The sequence below is a fragment of the Pseudomonas sp. Leaf58 genome (assembly GCF_003627215.1).
Taxonomy (GTDB): domain Bacteria; phylum Pseudomonadota; class Gammaproteobacteria; order Pseudomonadales; family Pseudomonadaceae; genus Aquipseudomonas.
Genome location: NZ_CP032677.1, coordinates 3945939 through 3964536 on the forward strand (window position 1 = coordinate 3945939; position 18598 = coordinate 3964536).

The following is an 18598-nucleotide window of genomic DNA, read 5'->3' on the forward strand; positions in this document are numbered from 1 at the left end:
GCCGATCAGGCCTTTTCGATGCGATCGTCATGGATGACGATCAAGCCCTGCTTGAACAAGCCGCCAATGGCTTTCTTGAAGTTGCCCTTGCTGACGTTGAACAGCTTGCTGATCAGCGCCGGGTCGCTCTTGTCGCACACCCCCAGCACCCCGCCTTCGGCTTCCAGGCGCGCCATGATTTGTTCCTGCAGGCTGTCGGCCAGGGCCGCGCCCACCGGTTGCAGGCTCAAGGCGATCTTGCCGTCCGGGCGCAGCTCCTTGATAAAGCCGTTCTCGTGCATGCCTGAACGCAGGAACTTGAACACCTCGTTTTTGTGGATCAGGCCCCAGTGGCGGTTGTTGATGATGGCCTTGAAGCCCATCGGCGTTTCGCCGGCCACCAGCAGTTCAACCGGTTGCCCCACCTTGTAGTCGGCTGGGGTGAGGTCAAGGTAACGGTCCAGGCGCGAGGTGGCGGTGATGCGACGGGTGCGCTTGTCGAGGTACACGTGCACCACGCAGTAATCGCCGACCTTCAGCTGCCGGGCCTCTTCCGAGTACGGCATCAGCAGGTCCTTGGACAAGCCCCAGTCCAGGAAAATACCGGCACCGTTGATGTCTTTGACCTTAAGGCTGGCGAACTCACCGACCTGCACCTTGGGCTTCTCGGTGGTGGCGATCAGCTGGTCTTCGCTGTCCAGGTAGATGAACACGTTCAGCCAGTCGTCGACTTCGGTTTCGGCGTTTTTCGGTATGTAGCGCCCGGGCAGCAGGATCTCGCCGTCGGCGCCGCCGTCCAGGTACAGGCCGAAGTCCACGTGTTTCACGATTTGCAAACTGTTGTAACGCCCAAGCAGAGCCATTTCCGATGATCCTCAAGACAAGGCGGCTATTCTACACCTGAAGCCAGCACACCGCCCGACCGCTGATGCAGTGGAACCGCTAGCCTCCCCCTTGCGTCTACCGTCTGGCCTGCCTCAGCAAGGAACAGCACATGCCGCTACGCCTGCCCAAAGCCCTGCTCATCGCCATCGGCCTGGCCTTGGCACTGGCCGCCTGCAGCCGTATCGACCTGGCCTACCGCAACCTCGACCGCTTGGTGCCGTGGTCACTGGGTGACTACCTGGCCATGAACCGGGAGCAGAAGGCCTTGCTCGACGACCGGCTGCGCCAACACTTGGCCTGGCATTGCAAAACCCAGCTGCCCGGCTATCTCGACTGGCTGGACCGGGTGCGCGCCATGGTCGCCGACGGCCAGGTGACCGACCAGGCCCTGCAGCAACGCACCCGCGAAGCCCGCGAGGCGATAGGCCGGGTGGCCGAGGAAATCACCCCATCAGCCACTGAATTGCTGCGCGGCATGAGCGACGCCCAGGTGGCGGAGATGCGCGACGCGTTCCGCGACGACATCAACGAACGGCAGAAACTTTATCTGGACACGCCGTTGTCCAAACAGATTGCGCGCCGCGCCGAACGCATGGAAAAACGCCTCACCCCGTGGTTTGGCGAGCTGACCTCGGTGCAGCAGCAGCGGGTGCAGGCCTGGTCCCAGGCGTTGGGCGACCAGAACCGCGAATCGATCGCCAACCGTGCTCACTGGCAGCAGCAACTGCTGCTGGCGATGAACCAGCGTAACGACGCCAGCTTCGAGCCGCGCCTGGCAACGTTGCTGCAGCGCAAGGAAAGTTTGTGGACGCCAGCGTACCGGGCGGCGTTTCAGAATACCGAACAACAGGCACGCAGCTTGCTGGTGGACCTGGTGCAGCAGAGCACCCCGCAGCAGCGGCGGTTTTTGCAGGAGCGGTTGAGCAAGGTGCGCACGGATTTCAGTGAGATGAAGTGTTTGAAGGGGTGACGGTGAACAGCAGGCCCCGCCTCTCCGCAGGCTTGCTAAAACAAGATCACCGCACCTTGCGCCGATACGGGAACACATCGATCACCTTCCCCTCGCGTATCGCCGCCTGCAACCCCTTCCAGTAATCCGCGTCATACAGCTCCCCATGCAACCGGCTGAACAATCGCCGCTGGCCGATATCGGCAAACAGGAACGGCGGGAACTCCTCAGGAAACATGTCATGCGGCCCAATCGAGTACCACGGCTCGCCCGACATCTCGTCTTCCGGGTAACGTGGCGGTGGGATGTGGCGGAAGTTTACCTCGGTCAAAAAACTGATTTCGTCATAGTCGTAAAACACCACCCGGCCATGCCGGGTAACGCCAAAGTTCTTCAGCAGCATGTCGCCAGGGAAGATGTTCGCTGCTGCCAGCTGCTTGATGGCCAGGCCGTAATCCTCCAGCGCCTCCAGCACCTGGCCCTCGCTGGCCTGCTCCAGGTACAGGTTAAGCGGCGTCATGCGCCGCTCGGTCCAGCAGTGGCGGATCAACACCGTGTCGCCCTCCAGCGCCACGGTCGATGGCGCCACCTCCAGCAGTTCGGCCAGGCACTCCGCCTCGAACTTGCTGCGCGGGAAGCGAAAGTCGGCGAACTCCTGGGTATCGGCCAGGCGCCCGACGCGGTCGACACTTTTCACCAGCCGGTACTTGTCGATCACCGTGGCGCGGTCGACCGTCTTCGACGGCGCAAAGCGGTCCTTGATGATTTTGAACACGGTGTTGAAGCCCGGCAGGGTGAACACGCTCATGACCATGCCGCGCACCCCGGGCGCCATGATGAAGCGGTCGTCGCTGTTGGCCAGGTGGTTGATCAGCGCCCGGTAAAACTCCGACTTGCCATGCTTGTAGAAGCCGATGGAGGTGTACAGCTCGGCAATGTGCTTGCCCGGCAAAATGCGCTTGAGAAAGTTGACGAACTCCGCCGGCACCGGCACATCGACCATGAAGTACGAACGGGTGAAGGAGAAGATGATCGACACCTCAGCCTCGTCGGTGATCAGTGCATCGGCCTCGATGCCGTGCCCTTCACGGTGCAGCAGCGGGATTACCAGCGGCCACTGCTCATCGCTGTTGAATAGCCGGCCGACCAGGTAGGCGCCCTTGTTGCGGTACAGCACCGGCGAAAACAGCTCCACCGCCAGGGACGGGTCCTTGCACACCCAGTCGGGCAGGCAATCGCGCAGGTGTTCTTCCAAGCGCGTCAGGTCGCCTTCCAGGTCGCCGTAGGGCACATCGAACGGGTAATCGGTGAACACCGCCCGCAGCAGGCCCTTGAGCCCAGCGTCTGGCCGGTAGGTGCGGGTTTGCGCGGCGCGCTCGCGGCTGCGCAGGGAGGGCCGGGTGGTGTGGATGAACATGCAGCCATCGCTGATCAGGTCGTGGCTGAACAAGCTGCAGAACAGCGAGTTGTACCAGGTCTCGGACAGCTCGTCGTCCAGCCGCGGGTCGATCAGGTGGATGTAGGCGTTCTTCACCAGCGGCCATTGCTCAACGGCCAGCAGCACGTCTTCGGCAAAGCCCTGGCGTAGCCAGCCGTTGACCTCCGCGACCTTTTCTTCATAGAGGTTGATACGTGCGGCGGCGGCGCGCTGGATATCCTGCCAGCGCGCCTGCTCGAAGCGCTGGCGAGCACCGAGGGTGATGCGCTGGAAGTGGTCGCGGTAATCGTCGAAGCCGGCGAGGATCATCCGGGCGATTTCGACGGCGGGCCAGGGCTGGGGCATGCGGGGGGCCTCGGGTGCTGGGCGAAATACAGAGCTTAGCCGTCCCTTGGGTTTTTCGGTGGCTGTACTGTCCCAATCGCCGGCAAGCCAGCTCCCACAAGTACTCCACAGTATTCAGCCCTGCGGTGATCCTGTGGGAGCTGGCTTGCCGGCGATTGGGCCAAAGCAGGTTTACAGCGCAAGAAAGCACAAGAATCCCCCCGCCCCCTGGCGTACACTCGCGCCCCTGCCCTACCCCGGAGACCGTTGTGAGCCCCATCGCCCTAGCCCGCCTGTTGACCCTTGCCGCCGTCTGGGGGGCGAGCTTTCTGTTCATGCGTATCATCGCCCCCGAGCTGGGCACGGTGCCGACCGCGTTCCTGCGCGTGTCCATCGCCTGCCTGGGCCTGGTCGCGCTGCTCGCCGCCGCCCGTGTACGCTGGGACTTCCAGGGCAAGCTCGGCGCCTGCCTGGTGCTGGGCATGATCAACTCCGGCATCCCCGCCACCTTCTATTCCGTCGCCGCCCAAGTGCTGCCGGCCGGCTACTCAGCCATTTTCAACGCCACTACACCGCTGATGGGCGTGCTGGTCGGCGTGCTGTTCTTCCGCGAACCGATGACCCTGGCCAAGCTCTGCGGCATCTTCCTGGGCCTGTTCGGCGTCGGCATCCTCAGCGGCGCCGGGCCGGTGGCGTTGGACATGGCCCTGTTGCAAGGCGCGCTCGCCTGCCTGGCGGCCACCACCTGCTACGGCTTTGCCGGCTTCCTCGCGCGCCGTTGGGTCAGCGGCCTGGACAGCCGCCTGTCGGCACTGGGCAGCATGCTCGGCGCCACCCTGATGCTGAGCCCGCTGTTCGCCTGGAGCGCACTGAGCCAGCCGCCCGCCAGCTGGGGCGGCTGGCAGGTGTGGCTGTCGCTGCTGGGCCTGGGCCTGCTGTGTACGGCATTCGCTTACATCCTGTACTTCCGCCTGCTGGAAGAAATCGGCCCGGTCAAGGCCAGTACCGTGACCTTTCTGATTCCGGTATTCGGCGTATTGTGGGGGGCGTGGCTGCTGGACGAACCGCTGTCGATGGCGCACCTGTACGGCGGCCTGCTGATTGGCATGGCATTGTGGCTGGTGCTGCGCCCAGCGCGTAGCTGAAGGGGGTACACGATGGACAGCGCGTACAAAAAGGTCCTGTTCCGCCTGGAACAGGACGCAAACGGCTACCCACCGGCCTCGGTCGAGGGGCTGTGGGCAAAGGCCGTGGCAGGCGGCTATGCCGTCGACAACATTCCCTTCCATGTCTACGGCATCGCCCCGGGCGACGTCATCGGCACCCATGAACAAGCCGGCGAAACCTGGTTCACCGAACTACGCAGCAGCAGCGGCAGCTCGGTGTTCCGGGTGGTCGTCAAACCGCCGGAAACCCTGGACCAGGTACGCGCGGCCTTGCTGGACTTCGGCTGCAATTGCGAAACCGAGCAGGCAGTGAAGATGCTGGCGGTCGAGCTCCCGCCGCAGCGCTCGCTCGACACCTTGCTGTACTACCTGCTCACCCAGCGCGAAGCCGGCCTGCTGGACTTCGAGGAAGGCGTACTGCGCCACGCCATCCCCGAAGAGTTCCGCTAAGCCTCAGGCCTCGGCCGGGCGCGCGACGGGCTTGCGGAACACGAACAGCAAGCCGACCACGATCAGCCCCATGCCCAGCAGGCTGAGCGGTGCCAGGCGGTTACCGAAGATCATCAAGTCCATCACCGCGGTCACTGCCGGCACCAAGTAGAACAGGCTGGTGACATTGACCAGGTTGCCCTTGGCGATCAGCCGGTACAGCAGCAGGGTCGCCAGCAGCGAGACCACCAGGCCCATCCACAGCAGCGCGCCGACAAAACTACCGCTCCACTGCACCTGCAGCGGCTGCAGCGGCGCGAACAGTGCGCACAGGGCAAAGCCGGCCAGGTACTGCAGCGGCAACGTGCCCATAGGGTTGTCGGTGATGCGCTTCTGCAGGATCGAGCCCAGCGTCATGCTGGCCAGCGCCAGCAGGGCGAACAGCATGCCCGCCAGCGACACCCCGCCCAGGTTGATGCCCTGGTAAACCACCATGATCAAGCCACCCAGCCCCAAGCCCAAGCCGAACAAGCGGCTCCACGAGCGCTGGCGCTCCATCAGCACCACGGTGAGGATCGGTTGTACCCCCATCACCGTGGCCATCACGCCGGGGGTGACATGGGTGTTGAGTGCCAGCAGGTAGAAGATCTGGTAGGCGCCAAGCAGCACACAGCCAGTGCCCAGGGCACGCAGGACGGCCCCACGCCGGCGTGGCCAGCGCAGCCCCAGCAGCGGGCCGATCAGCAGTAGGCCGGCCAGGGCCAGGGCCGAGCGCAACAGCAGGAAGGCGAACGGGCTGGCCTGTGCCAGGCCCAGCTTGGAGACGATCGCGCCGCTGCTCCACAGCAGGACGAACAGGCTGGTAGTGGCCGCCGAGGCCACGGATGCTTTGTTAAAGACAGACATGTATTGCCACCTGATGTAAGGCGAAAAAGCCAAACGGAGGGCGTGCGCTTCAGTGTGGGAAGTCGCCGACCGTGTTCAGTAGGTTGCGTGTGCGAAAGGGGGCGGCCTAGAAGCCGTTCAGCCCAGTACGACCACGCAAGGAGGCGGAGCTACGCCGCCTACGACGCCACTGACAGGTGGTGGTGGAGCGTGACTGATCATGGCCGGCTGCTGGCTGCCACGCACGACCATGCCCGCGACTGGCGCGATGGCAAAGCAGGTGGTGGAAGGGCTGGCTGGCATGAGCAGGTCTTCAGGAAGAGAACAGTGGCCTGGAATATAGCCCGGTACTTCCTGCCAGGCAACCTCCCCCGCCAGACACGATCCCGTGTAGGCGCGGCGCTTGAACATCCACTGGCTAATTTTTCACCGCCCCAACTCGTCTGAATGCGAAACGCAGCCCGCATTCACCCTTCCCGAGGACCGCCGATGAACGTTTCCACCTGGCTCTACCGGCCAGCCCAGGTCACCTGCCTGCTGCTGGTCAGCGCCTACGCCCACGCCGCCAAGCCAGGCGAGGTGTTCAAAGACTGCAAGGACTGCCCCGAGATGGTCGTGCTGCCCGCCGGCAGCTATGTGATGGGCGCCCCCGACGACGAAGTCGGTCGCCAGCCCGACGAAGGCCCGCTGCATACCGTGACCTTCGCCAAGCCCTTCGCCATGAGCCGCTACCCGGTCACCGCCGCCGAACTGGACGCCTACATCAAGGCCACCGGCACCGTCATCAAAAGTGGCGACGACCGCCCCGGTCGCTGGTGCGAGGCCAGCAAGCCCAGTTACCCGCAAGGCCCCCGCCAACCGGCGGTATGCGTGGACTACGACGAAGTGCAGGCCTACACCCAGTGGCTGGCCAAGACCACCGGCAAGCCCTATCGCATGGTCAGCGAGGCGGAACGCGAATACGCCGCCCGCGGCGGCTCCAGCGGCCCATTCCCGTTCCCCTTCGACGCACCGGGCAAGTACGAGATCAGCCAGCACGCCAACACCTACGGCCCCAAGGACGGTTATGCCTTCAGCGCCCCGGTGGGCAGCTACCCGCCCAATGCCTTCGGCATGTACGACATGCACGGCAATGTCTACGAATGGGTCGCCGACTGCTACCACGACAGCTACGAGGGCGCCCCCAGTGACGGCAGCGCCTGGGTCCAAGACCCGACCTGCATCCGCGCGCACATGCGTGGCAATGACTGGGGCGAGCCGCCGATTTTCTCCCGCTCGGCCAACCGCAACGACCGCCTCAAAACCACGCGTGGTGACTTCCTCGGCTTTCGCGTAGCACGCGCGCTGTGAAGGTGTGACGCGGTTAACGCAGCACCCGCTAAAAAAGCCGCCAATAAGAATCGTTCCGGTTTTTCACAGGTGCTGCGTCCTATAGCTGACATAGAAAAAACCCCTCTGCCAACGAGACCGCAATAGATGTCCAAGTCCCTTCCCGGCCCGCTCAACCCGCTCGCCAAAGCATTACTGATCCGTCATTCCCTTCGCCCCCAGCGCGCGCTGACACGCGCCGGCCTGGGCCTGGCGATGTCCGCTGCGCTAGTAGCCCAGGTGCAGGCACAGGAGTGGACATTGGACATTCCCGCGCAGTCGATGAATTCGGCGTTACAGGCTCTGGCCAAGCAAACCGATACCCAGCTGCTGTACAGCCCAGAAGATATCGGCGGCCTGCGTTCCGCCGCACTGAAAGGGCGCCACGACCTTGCTACATCACTGCGCATCCTGCTCGGTGGTAGCGGGCTGCGTTACCAGATCGACGGCAACAGCGTGACCATCACAGCGGGTTCTGCCGCAAAGGACGGCCAGGTCGAGCTTTCGGCGACCAACGTCAATAGCGTGGGCCTGGGCGCCACTACCGAAGGCACAGGGTCCTACACCACCGGCGTGACCAGCACCGCCACGCGCATGAACCTGTCGATTCGCGAAACACCGCAAAGCATCAGCGTCATCACCCGCCAGCAAATGGACGACCAGCACCTGGCGACCATTACCGACGTGCTCAAGCAGAACCCGGGCATCACCATGTCCCAGGACGGTGGCGAGCGCTTTCACATCTATTCGCGCGGCTCGGAAATCAGCACCTACCAGCTTGATGGGGTGAACACCACGCAGGACTATCTGACGCGCAACATGCCCAACACCCTGATGGACATGGCCATGTTCGACCGCATCGAAATCGTGCGCGGCGCCACTGGCCTGATGACCGGCGCCGGCGAGCCCAACGGTGTGGTCAACATGGTGCGCAAGCGCCCCACGCGTGAATTCCAGTCCTATGTGCAGGCTGGAGTGGGCTCGTGGGACTACTACCGCACCGAGGCCGACGTGTCCGGCCCGCTGATCGAAAGCGGCAAGCTGCGAGGCCGCCTGGTGGCTGCCAAGCAGAGCAACCAGAGCTACATGGATTGGTACAGCCAGGACCGTGACCTGGTCTACGGCGTGCTCGAGGCAGACCTGACCGACACTACCACCGTGCGTTTGGGCATGGACTACCAAACCTACGACGCCAACGGGGCACCGGGCGTGCCGCTGTTTTTCAGCAATGGCCAACCCACCAATTTCTCCCGCTCGACCAGCTCTGGCCCGCGCTGGATGTATGAAGATTACACCACCAAGAACTACTCCTTCGGCCTGGACCAAGAGCTGGGTCATGGCTGGCAGTTGAAAGTGGCGGGCAACTACATGGATGTCGATCGCGACTCGCTGTCGGCGTTCTACCGCACCGGTGCGGGGGTATCCACGCTCGACCAGGCCACCGGCAATGCCAAGTCCGACCTGCTGCAAGTCGATGCCCACCAGGTTCAACGTGGCATGAACGTCACACTGCAGGGGCCTTTCGAGCTGTTAGGCCAGACCCATGAACTGGTCACCGGCTTCGACTACATGGATTATGAAAACAACCACTTCACTGGAACGGCCGGTGCCGTCGACTTCAACTTCTACACCTGGGGCAACCGCATACCGCAACCTGGCAGCTATTCGCCTTTGCTGGACTATGACCTGTTCGTCCGCCAGACCGGTTACTTCATTGCCACCCGGCTCAACTTCACCGACGACCTGCACATGATCCTCGGTGCCCGCACCACCAGTTACCGTTCAGACTCCGACCAAGTCGTGTTGACCACTGGCGCCGGCAACCCCTCGCACTTGCAGGAGCGCGGAGAAGTAACACCCTATGCCGGTCTGATCTACGACCTGACCGCTGAGCAATCGGTGTACGCCAGCTACACCGATATCTTCAAGCCCCAGACCAGCCGCGACCGTACCGGCAAAGTGCTTGACCCGGTCATTGGGCAGAACTATGAAATGGGCTGGAAAGGTGAGTTCTACGATGGCCGCCTGAACACCAGCGCTGCGATCTACCTGATCAAGCGCGACAACCTTGCCGAGGAAGACACCGGTTTCGGTGTACCGGGCGTGCCTAACTCCACGGCTTACCGCGCGGTAAGCGGTGCCGAAACCAAGGGTATTGACCTTGAATTGTCCGGCGAAGTGGCGCGCGGGCTGGAACTGCATACCGGTTACAGCCATTCACGCACGGAGGATGCCAACGGCACGCGCATGACCTCGCAATTGCCGCTGGATACGTTCCGCCTGTGGACCACCTATCGCCTGCCCGGCGAATGGGAGCGCCTGACCGTCGGTGGTGGGGTCAACTGGAACTCCGAGCAATCCTTGGCCACCCGCTACAGCACCCGTATAACCCAGGAAGACTATGCCGTGGCCAGCCTGATGGCCCGCTACAAGATCAGCGAGCACCTGGCCGCCACGCTGAACGTGGACAACCTGTTCGATAAGAAGTACTACGCGGGCCTGGCCGGTAACTATGGCCACTATGGCGCGCCGCGAAACGCGACGCTGAACCTGCGCTACGATTTCTGATCGGAGAAATGAAAACGGCGACCTCAGGGTCGCCGTTTTCATGCCTGCACTGTCTGCATGTTCAAGGCGGGTTTACTGGCTGACCGTGTCTGCCAGCAACAGCCTGGCAGTCATCCCCTCAAGGACATCCGCATGCTCAAGGATGTCATAGTGCCCCGCATCGACACCGATGTCCTGGCAGCTACCTGCAATGCTCCCCACGTGCGCGCCCTCTCCCGCCCACCAGCAACTCGCGGCTGCCTCGGTAGCCGGTAGCTGGCGCAACTGCCGCGACAGGTCCTTGAGCTTCATGGCCACGACAAAGGTCTGCGCCAGCTCAGCGTTGCCAATCTCGGCATAGGCCGACGCTGCAGCCTGGCTGGCACGTGCCGTTTCGATCACGCGTTCCAGGGCCTCCTGAGCACTGCCTGGCGTTACCGCCGGCAGGGCCAGGGCATCAGCCGACACCCCAAAAATCACTGCCAGGAAGCCGCGCAGGTCGGCACTCCAGTCCCCCTGTTGCACGGCCTGCCCGGCCGAGGGTACAAAGCTGTCCACCAAGGCCAGCACGGCAACCCGCTGCCCCTGGCTTTCCAACTCTTTGGCCACCAACACCGCCAAGGTGCCGCCAAGCGACCAACCGGCCAGCTGATAAGGGCCTTCGGGTTGCTTCTGACGAATGTATTGTGCGTAATCGATAGCCATCGTTTCGAGCGAATCGTCCACCCAGGCATGATCCAACAGCATCCGGCATTGCAGGCCATAAACCGTGCAACGGCCGTCCAGCCGGCGCGCCAATGGCTCGTAATCGAACACCGTGCCGAACCCGGCATGCAGGCAGAACAGCGGCGTACTTGCGTTCACTCGGCTGCTGAGCAGCAACAGCGGGTCCAGGCTGGCGTCGTTAGCGGCATAACCCGACAACTCGGCGATGGTCGGCCGGGCAATCACATCACGCAGTTTCAGTTCGATAGGCAAATCCTCGCGGGCACGCACCTTGGACAACATCTTCAGCACGCGCAGCGAGTCCCCACCCAGTTCGAAGAAGTTGTCATCGACCCCCACCTGCTCCACCTCCAGCACTTGTTGCCAGATCTCCGCCAGCGCCTGCTCGATGGCATTGCGCGGGGCCACCCACGCCCGCCCTGTAGCGAACTCCGGTGCCGGCAGGCCATTGCGATCGATCTTGCCGTTGGGCGTGAGCGGCAGCGCCGGCATCAGCACCAGCTGTGCCGGCACCATGTAGTCCGGCAGGTCGGCGCGTAAAGCATCGCGCAAGTGCTCGGCACGGATATCGGTGCTGGCCGTCACCACATAACCGACAAGTTGCTTGCCCGTACTGATGTCACGCGCCACCACCACGGCATCGCGCACCCCAGCCAGGTTGCGCAGACGGGCCTCGATTTCCCCAGGTTCGATGCGGAACCCCCGAATCTTCAGCTGGTTGTCCAACCGCCCGAGGAAGTCGATGACGCCATCGGCGCGGCGACGCACCCGGTCGCCGGTGCGGTACAGGCGGCCACCCTGGGTAAACGGGTCGGCCACGAAACGCTCCGCCGTGAGTGCCGCGCGCTGGTAATAGCCACGCGCCACACCCTCTGCGCCGATGTAAAGCTCACCGGCCACACCATCGGGCAGCCGGTTGAGGTGCGGGTCCAGCACGTGCAGTGTGCGCTCGCCCACGCGGTTACCGATCGGCGCATACACCGCCCCACAGGTTTGCTGCGCGGGCACTTTCCACAGCAGCGGCGTGACCACGGTTTCCGTCGGCCCGTAGCCGTTGGTCAACCAGCGCGGACGCAGCGTGCGCTTGACCTGTTCGAACAAGGCATCCGGTACCGCATCGCCGCCAAAGCAGTACACCCGCACCGCAGGCGCGGGTTGCTGCTGGCGTTCGGCGAATTCGGCCAACTGTTGCAGGTAGGCCGGCGGGAAGCAGGCGATATCGATGCGCTGCGCATGCAAGGTCTGCCAGGTTTCCTCGGCCGTCCACAGCCGGTTGTCGCGCACCACCAGGCAACCGCCCGCGGACAACGTCGACAGCCAGCGCTCCTGGGCGCCGTCGAAGGCGAACGACATGAACAGCAGCTCGCGGGTCTGCAGGTCCATCTCGTACAGGCCGGCAATTGCCCGGCAGTGCATGCGAATCTGGCCGTGGCTCACCGCCACGCCTTTGGGCTTGCCGGTAGAGCCCGAGGTGTAGATAAGGTAGGCCAGGTTATCCGCGCAGGCGTGCTGTTCAGGTACGGTTGCTGGCAAATGGTCCAGCGCTTGCTGGTCGAGTTCGACGCACTGCGTTACCTGGGTAAAGCGCTGGCGCAGGCTGCTGCTGGTGACCAGCAGGTGCATCGCCGAATCCTCGACGATCCACTGCAGGCGTTCCTGCGGGTAGTCGATATCCAAGGGGACATAAGCGGCGCCGGTCTTCATCACCGCCAGGAAGGCCACGATCACCTCTACCGACCGTTCCAGGGCGATACCTACGCAGGTTTCCGGGCGTACGCCCTGGGCGATCAAGTGCTGGGCAAGACGGTTGGCGCGCGCGTCCAGTTGGGCATAGGTCAACTGTTGGCCGCCACAGATCACCGCCACGGCCTCACCGCGCTCACGGGCATACCCGGCGATACGCGCGGCGAGCAGCGGCTGCTCGCAACCAGGTGCGGCCAGCTGGTTGCGCAGGTCGGCCTGCCGTACCTGCAGCGGCGTCAGCATGCCCAGGCTGCCCAGCGTGGCCTGGGGGTTGTCTAGCATGGCACTCAGCAGGCTTTCGAAACTGCCGCGCAAGCACTCGACAGCGGCTTCGCTAAAGCGGTTGCGCAGGTACAGGAACTCCACCGAAAAGGTGTCGCCCAATTGAACGGCCAGGTCCATGGCATAGTTGGTGACGTCGCGATTGCGTACTTCGCCAAAGCGCAACGTGCCTCCGCCGCCCTCGCGCAAGCGGTCGTCAACCGGGTAGTTCTCGAACACCACGATGCTGTCGAACAGCGCTTGCCCTGGCCGCCCGGCCCAGCGTTGCACATCGGCCAGCGCCGCGTGCTCGTGGTCGCGCAGCTCCAGGTTGTACTGCTGCAGCTGATGCAACCAGTCGCTGACAATATGCTGGGGTTGCGGTGCCTGCACCACCGGTAACGTATTGATGAACAGCCCCAGCATCTCGTCTGCACCCGCCAGGCTGGCAGGGCGCCCGGCCACCGTGGCGCCGAAGCACACGGTGGCCTGGCCGGTGTAGCGTTGCAGCAGCAACAGCCAGGCGGCCTGGACCAAGGTATTGGGGGTGACCCTCAGGCGCCGGGCCTGGTCACGCAGCAGTTGCGTGCGCTGCGCATCCCAACGCAGGTACAGCGCATGGTGGCCGGAAAGCTTGCCGTCCGCTTGCGGGGTAACACTGTCGGCCAACAGCGTCGGGCCCTCCAGGGCCTGCAGTTGCGCGCGCCAGAACTGCTCCAACTTGCCCATCGGCTGTTCGCCGAGCCAACGTATGTAGTCGCCAAAGCGCCCCCCCGCATGGTTGACAGGCCGGCCGTGATAAACCTGCAACACCTCACCCAGCAACCGCGAATTGCTCCAGCCATCCATGAGGATGTGATGGCGCGACCAGATCAGGTGCAGGCGCTGCTCATCCAGTTGAACCACGGTCAACCGCATCAACGGCGCACAGGCCAGATCGAAGCCTTCGACGGCATCTCCGGTTGCCAGCGCCTGCAAGGCGTCGCTGCTCACCTTACGCCCACACCAGTCGAGCACGCGCAGCGGCAGACGGGCCTGATGTAACACCACCTGCAGCGGCTCGGCCCACTGGGCCGATGTCAGGAAGACCGTGCGCAGGATGTCGTGGCGGGCAATCACCTGGTTCCAGGCCGCGACGAAACGGTCGATGTCCAGGCCCTGTACATCGACTGCCGTCTGGTTGATGTACAGCGCGGCTTCAGACTCCTGCAAGGTGTAGAACAGCATGCCCTGCTGCATCGGCGACAGCGGGTAGATGTCGGCTATTTGTGCAGCGGGTACCGGCAGGCAGTCCAGTTGCACTTGGTTCAGGCGGGCCAAGGGGAAGTCCGATGGCGTGAGGCCCCGGGTGTTAGCCTGGCAGCAATGGCCGATCAAGGCCTGGAGTTCCTCTGCATAGGCATCGGCCAGGTGCTGGATGGTCGCAGGGTCGAAGACCTCACGGCTGAACGTCCAGCCCAGTGTCAGCTCGCCGCCATACACTTGGCCGTTCAGCGCCAGCAGGCCACTCAACGGCGCGTCCTCATCCTGGTTCTGGCCAGCGCTCTCCTTGGCCGGTTTGAACAGACTGGCCTGCTGGTCGAAGCTACCGTCGAACTGCCCCAGGTAATTGAAGACGATCGCGCCCTTGGCCAGCGCTGCCAGGCTCTCCTGCCCTTCGCCAGCCGCCAGGTAACGCAGCACACCGTAGCCAAGCCCCTTGTTGGGTACAGCGCGCAGTTGCTCCTTGATCGTCTTGATCGAGCTTGCCAGCTCCGGCTGTGGGCTCAATTTGACCGGGTACATGCTGGTGAACCAACCCACCGTGCGGCTCAGGTCGATACCGTCGAACAGGTCTTCGCGGCCATGGCCTTCCAGGCGCACCAGCACCTGCGGCTGCGCGGTCCAACGGCTGACCACACGGGCCAACGCGGTCAACAGCAGGTCGTTGATCTGCGTACGGTAAGCCGCGGGTGCCTGTTGCAACAACTTGCGGGTCCAGGCTGGGTCCAGGCGGGTGCTGACGGTTGCAGCATGCTTCTGGCGGTTTTCGCCGTGTGGGTGATCGCAAGGCAAGGCGTCGCTGGCGTCTGTTAGTTGATCACGCCAGTAGTGCAGCTCATGTTGCAGCGTTGGGCTGGCGGCGTAGGCCTGTAGCTGTTCGGCCCAAGCCTTGAATGAACTGGTCTTGGCCGGCAGCCGCGCAGGCTGCCCGAGGGCCAGCGCCTGGTAGGCCTGTTGCAGGTCTTCGAGCAGAATCCGCCATGACACGCCATCCACTACCAGGTGATGAATGACCAGCAGCAGCCGTTGGCTGCCGTCTGCCAGCGTTGCCAGGACGGTGCGCAACAGTGGCCCCTGAGCCAGGCTCAAGCTGCGTTGGGCCTGACCAGCCAAGCGCTCCAGCGCCTCGCCATCAGCGCATTCACGTACCCACAGCAGCTCGGTCGATACCGGCGCGCCAATCGCGGCTTGCCAGTGGCCATCACGCTGCCAGGCATTGAGACGCAGCAGATCGTGATGTGCATGCAGGTTGCCCAGCGCCATGCTCAACAAGCGTGCATCCAGTGCCTGGCGAGGCTCGAGCAGCACCGACTGGTTCCAGTGGTCACGTACGGCAAGCGCCTGTTCGAAGAACCACTGCTGCACCGGAATCAGTGGCAGAGGCCCGCTGACCGCGCCCTGCTCCAGCGCTTGAACTTCGCTGCGCCGGGCGACCGAGGCCAGGCCCTGCACGGTCTGATGCTGCAATAGCTGCTTGGGGGTAAACCGTATGTCCGCCTGGCGTGCACGGCTAACCACCTGCAACGAGATGATCGAGTCGCCGCCTAACTCGAAGAAGTTGTCGCTCAGGCCGACCCGCTCTAACTTCAATACATCCGCCCAAATCGCCGCGATTTGCTGCTCCAGCGCGCTCTGCGGGGCGATGTACTCGCCCTGCAATTGGCTGGCATCCGCCTGTGGCAGGGCCTTGCGGTCCAGCTTGCCGTTCGGCGTCACTGGCAGCTTGTCGAGCAGCAACAGGTGCGCCGGCACCATGTAGTCCGGCAGGCTAGCCTTCAGGGCTTCGCGCAGGCTGTCGCGCACTGCGCCTTCGTCTTGCGTGCTGTCGGCAGGCACCACATAGCCCACCAGTTGCTTGCCACTCGGCCCGTCCTGGGCCAGCACCACCGCTTCCTGCACGCTCGGCAGTTCCAGCAGGCGCGCTTCGATCTCGCCCAGCTCGATGCGCAGGCCGCGGATTTTCACCTGGTGGTCGATGCGCCCGGCGTAGTCGATCACGCCATCGGCGCGGTAGCGCGCCAGGTCGCCAGTGCGGTACAGGCGCCCGCCGTGGGCGCTGAACGGGTCTGGCACGAAGCGTTCGGCGGTCAGCGCCGGGCGCTGGTGATAACCACGCGCCAGGCCAACGCCACCGAGGTACAGCTCACCGGCACTGCCGCGCACCGCCGGTTGCAGGCTGGCGTCGAGGATATGGGTCTTCAGGTTGTCGATCGGCTGGCCGATCGGCACGCTGATGCTTTCGTCCGCCTGGCAGGTCCAGTGGGTAACGTCGATCGCCGCTTCGGTCGGGCCGTACAGGTTGTACAGGCCCACCGCGGGCAGGCGTTGCAAGGTGTGCCGGGCCAGCTCGGCGGGCAGCGCTTCACCGCTGCACACTACGCGCTTGAGGCTGCGGCAGCTCTCCACTGCTTCGTGGGTCATGAACGCCTGCAGCATCGATGGCACGAAGTGCAGCGTGCTGATGCCGTAGTGGTTGATGGTTTCCACCAGCAGCTGCGGATCGCGGTGCGCCCCCGGCTGGGCCACGACCAGGCGCGCGCCGGTCATCAGCGGCCAGAAGAACTCCCACACCGACACGTCGAAGCTGAACGGGGTTTTCTGCAGCACGCTGTCGCTGGCGTCCAGCCCATAGGCCTTCTGCATCCACCACAGCCGGTTGACCAGCGCCTGGTGGCTGTTGCCGGCGCCTTTCGGGCGGCCGGTGGAGCCGGAGGTGTAGATCACGTAGGCCAGGTTTAGCGGCGCCACGTCGATGTTCGGGTTGGCATCGCTGTAGCCGTCGAGGCGCTCGGTGTCCAGGTCCAGGCTGCGCAGGCCGCTCGGAATCGGCAGGGCTTCGCGCAGGTGTGACTGGGTCAGCAGCAAGGCAATGCCGCTGTCCTCGAACATGTAGCGCAGGCGGTCCTGGGGGTATTCCGGGTCCAGCGGCACATAGGCGCCGCCGGCCTTGACGATGCCCAGCAGGCCGACGACCATCTCCAGGCTGCGCGCCATGGCGATACCCACCAGCACGTCCGGGCCCACGCCCTGCTGGCGCAAGCAGTGCGCCAGGCGGTTGGCGCGGCGATTGAGCTCGGCATAGGTCAGGGTCTGCTCGCCGAATACCAGCGCCGGGGCATGCGGGGTGGCGACTACCTGGGCTTCGATCAGCTGATGAATGCCGCGCTCGTCCGGGTATGCCGCCTGGGTGTCATTCCAGCCCTGCACGATCTGCTGCCGCTCACCGTCATCCAGTAATGGCAGCTCGGCCACCCGCTGGCCAGGGTTGGCGACGATGCCGTGCAGCAGGTTCAGCCAGTGCCGCGCCATCTGCTGGATGGTCGAGGCATCGAACAGGTCGGTTGCAAAGGTCAGTGTGGCGCTGATGCCCTGCTCATGCTCGAAGCTGTCCAGCGTGAGGTCGAACTGCGCTGCATGCACGTTCCATTGCAGGCTCTCCACCTCCAGGCCAGGCAAGCTGCGGCGCTCACCCTTGCCTCGGGTCTGATGGTTGTACATCACCTGGAACAACGGGCTGTGGCTCAGGCTGCGCTCAGGCTGCAAGGCATCGACCAGCTGTTCGAATGGCAGGTCCTGATGCACCTGCGCGTCCAAGGCTCGTTGCCGCACTTGCGCCAACAGCTCGGTAAAGGTCAGCTGCGTGTCGAATTCGGCGCGCATCACCTGGGTGTTGACGAAAAAGCCGATCAGCCGCTCGGTCTCTACCCGGTTACGGTTGGCGATGGGCACACCCACGCGCACCTCGGCCTGCCCAGAGTAACGGTGCAACAGCACCTGGAAACTCGCCAGTAGCAGCATGAAGGGTGTCGCCGCCTGGCGCTGCGCCAGCTGTTTGAGGGACTGGCTCAACGCCTCGCCAAGCTCAACGTTGACCCGCTCGCCCCGGTAGCTTTGCAGCGCCGGGCGCGGCCTGTCAGTGCTCAACTCCAACACCGGGTGATCATCACCGAGCTGCGCCGTCCAGTACGCCAACTGCCGTTCGCGCTCGCCGGCGTCCATCCAGGCACGCTGCCAGATCGCATAATCTGCGTACTGGATCGGCAGTTCGGCCAGCACCACCTCACGGCCTTGGCTATAGCCCTCATAAAGGCGCACCCATTCATCGATGAGCAATGGCATCGACCAGCCATCAGCAACGATATGGTGCAAGGTGAGCACCAACACATGCTCATCCTGCACCAGCTCCAGCAATTTCACCCGCAACAGCGGCCCATGGACCAGGTCGAACGGCTGCTGAACTTCCCACGCAACCTGCGCCTGCAAAGCCTGCTCGTCCACTGCCCCCAGGGCCTGGCGGGCCAACTGGAACGGCAGGCTCGGGTGGATGACCTGCATCAGTTGGCCATCTTCCTCGCCAATGGTCGTGCGCAGGGCTTCATGGCGTTGAATCAGCGTCTCGAAGCTGCGTTGCACGGCAGCCAAGTCGAGCGCCCCCCTGAACCTGAGCGCGGTCGGAATGTTGTAGGCCGAGCCGGCCGGCTCCAGCTGCCAGAGAAACCACTGGCGTTGCTGGGCATAGGACAGCACAGGGCGCTCGACGTCGTTCCTGACCACCGGGATGGGCAGTTGCGCGAGCGTGACGCCCTTGGACGCCAGTTTTTCGAGAAACACTTTCTGCTGTGCCTGGGGCAGACG

General features: G+C 63.9%; 9 protein-coding genes. 5 read left to right on the top strand and 4 right to left on the bottom strand.

Annotated features, from left to right (window positions below; translation table 11 throughout):
• Positions 1-5: 5 nt before the first annotated feature.
• A complete protein-coding gene (locus tag DV532_RS18380; protein WP_056804815.1) occupies positions 6-842 on the bottom strand; it encodes a S1 RNA-binding domain-containing protein in 837 nt (278 codons plus the stop codon).
• Positions 843-973: 131 nt separating this feature from the next.
• Here DV532_RS18380 and DV532_RS18385 point away from each other — a divergent pair, with 131 nt between their 5' ends.
• Positions 974-1834 (top strand): DUF6279 family lipoprotein, encoded by an 861-nt coding sequence (locus DV532_RS18385; protein WP_056804812.1) that lies wholly within the window; start codon positions 974-976, stop codon positions 1832-1834.
• A 46-nt stretch (positions 1835-1880) separates the two neighbouring features.
• On the opposite strand, the gene aceK is transcribed toward DV532_RS18385, so the two are convergent.
• Entirely contained in the window at positions 1881-3596 is a 1716-nt protein-coding gene (gene aceK, locus DV532_RS18390; RefSeq protein WP_056804809.1) for a bifunctional isocitrate dehydrogenase kinase/phosphatase, read from the bottom strand.
• 248 nt (positions 3597-3844) lie between these two features.
• Here aceK and DV532_RS18395 point away from each other — a divergent pair, with 248 nt between their 5' ends.
• Together DV532_RS18395 and DV532_RS18400 are read left to right on the top strand one after the other, a co-directional pair.
• A complete protein-coding gene (locus DV532_RS18395) occupies positions 3845-4720 on the top strand; it encodes a DMT family transporter (protein ID WP_056804806.1) in 876 nt (291 codons plus the stop codon).
• A 12-nt stretch (positions 4721-4732) separates the two neighbouring features.
• On the top strand, positions 4733-5191 hold the full coding sequence (locus tag DV532_RS18400; protein ID WP_056804803.1) for a DUF4265 domain-containing protein: 459 nt from the start codon (positions 4733-4735) through the stop codon (positions 5189-5191).
• Between the two features lie 3 nt (positions 5192-5194).
• On the opposite strand, the gene DV532_RS18405 is transcribed toward DV532_RS18400, so the two are convergent.
• Positions 5195-6076, bottom strand: a complete 882-nt coding sequence (locus DV532_RS18405; RefSeq protein WP_056804801.1) for a DMT family transporter — start codon at positions 6074-6076, stop codon at positions 5195-5197.
• Positions 6077-6544: 468 nt separating this feature from the next.
• On the opposite strand from DV532_RS18405, the gene DV532_RS18410 reads away from it, so the two are divergent.
• Together DV532_RS18410 and DV532_RS18415 are read left to right on the top strand one after the other, a co-directional pair.
• Positions 6545-7405 (top strand): formylglycine-generating enzyme family protein, encoded by an 861-nt coding sequence (locus DV532_RS18410; protein ID WP_177339544.1) that lies wholly within the window; start codon positions 6545-6547, stop codon positions 7403-7405.
• A gap of 126 nt (positions 7406-7531) precedes the next feature.
• Positions 7532-9991 (top strand): TonB-dependent siderophore receptor, encoded by a 2460-nt coding sequence (locus DV532_RS18415; protein ID WP_056804796.1) that lies wholly within the window; start codon positions 7532-7534, stop codon positions 9989-9991.
• A gap of 72 nt (positions 9992-10063) precedes the next feature.
• On the opposite strand, the gene DV532_RS18420 is transcribed toward DV532_RS18415, so the two are convergent.
• Positions 10064-18574 (bottom strand): amino acid adenylation domain-containing protein, encoded by an 8511-nt coding sequence (locus DV532_RS18420; protein WP_372340003.1) that lies wholly within the window; start codon positions 18572-18574, stop codon positions 10064-10066.
• Between the last annotated feature and the right edge of the window lie 24 nt (positions 18575-18598).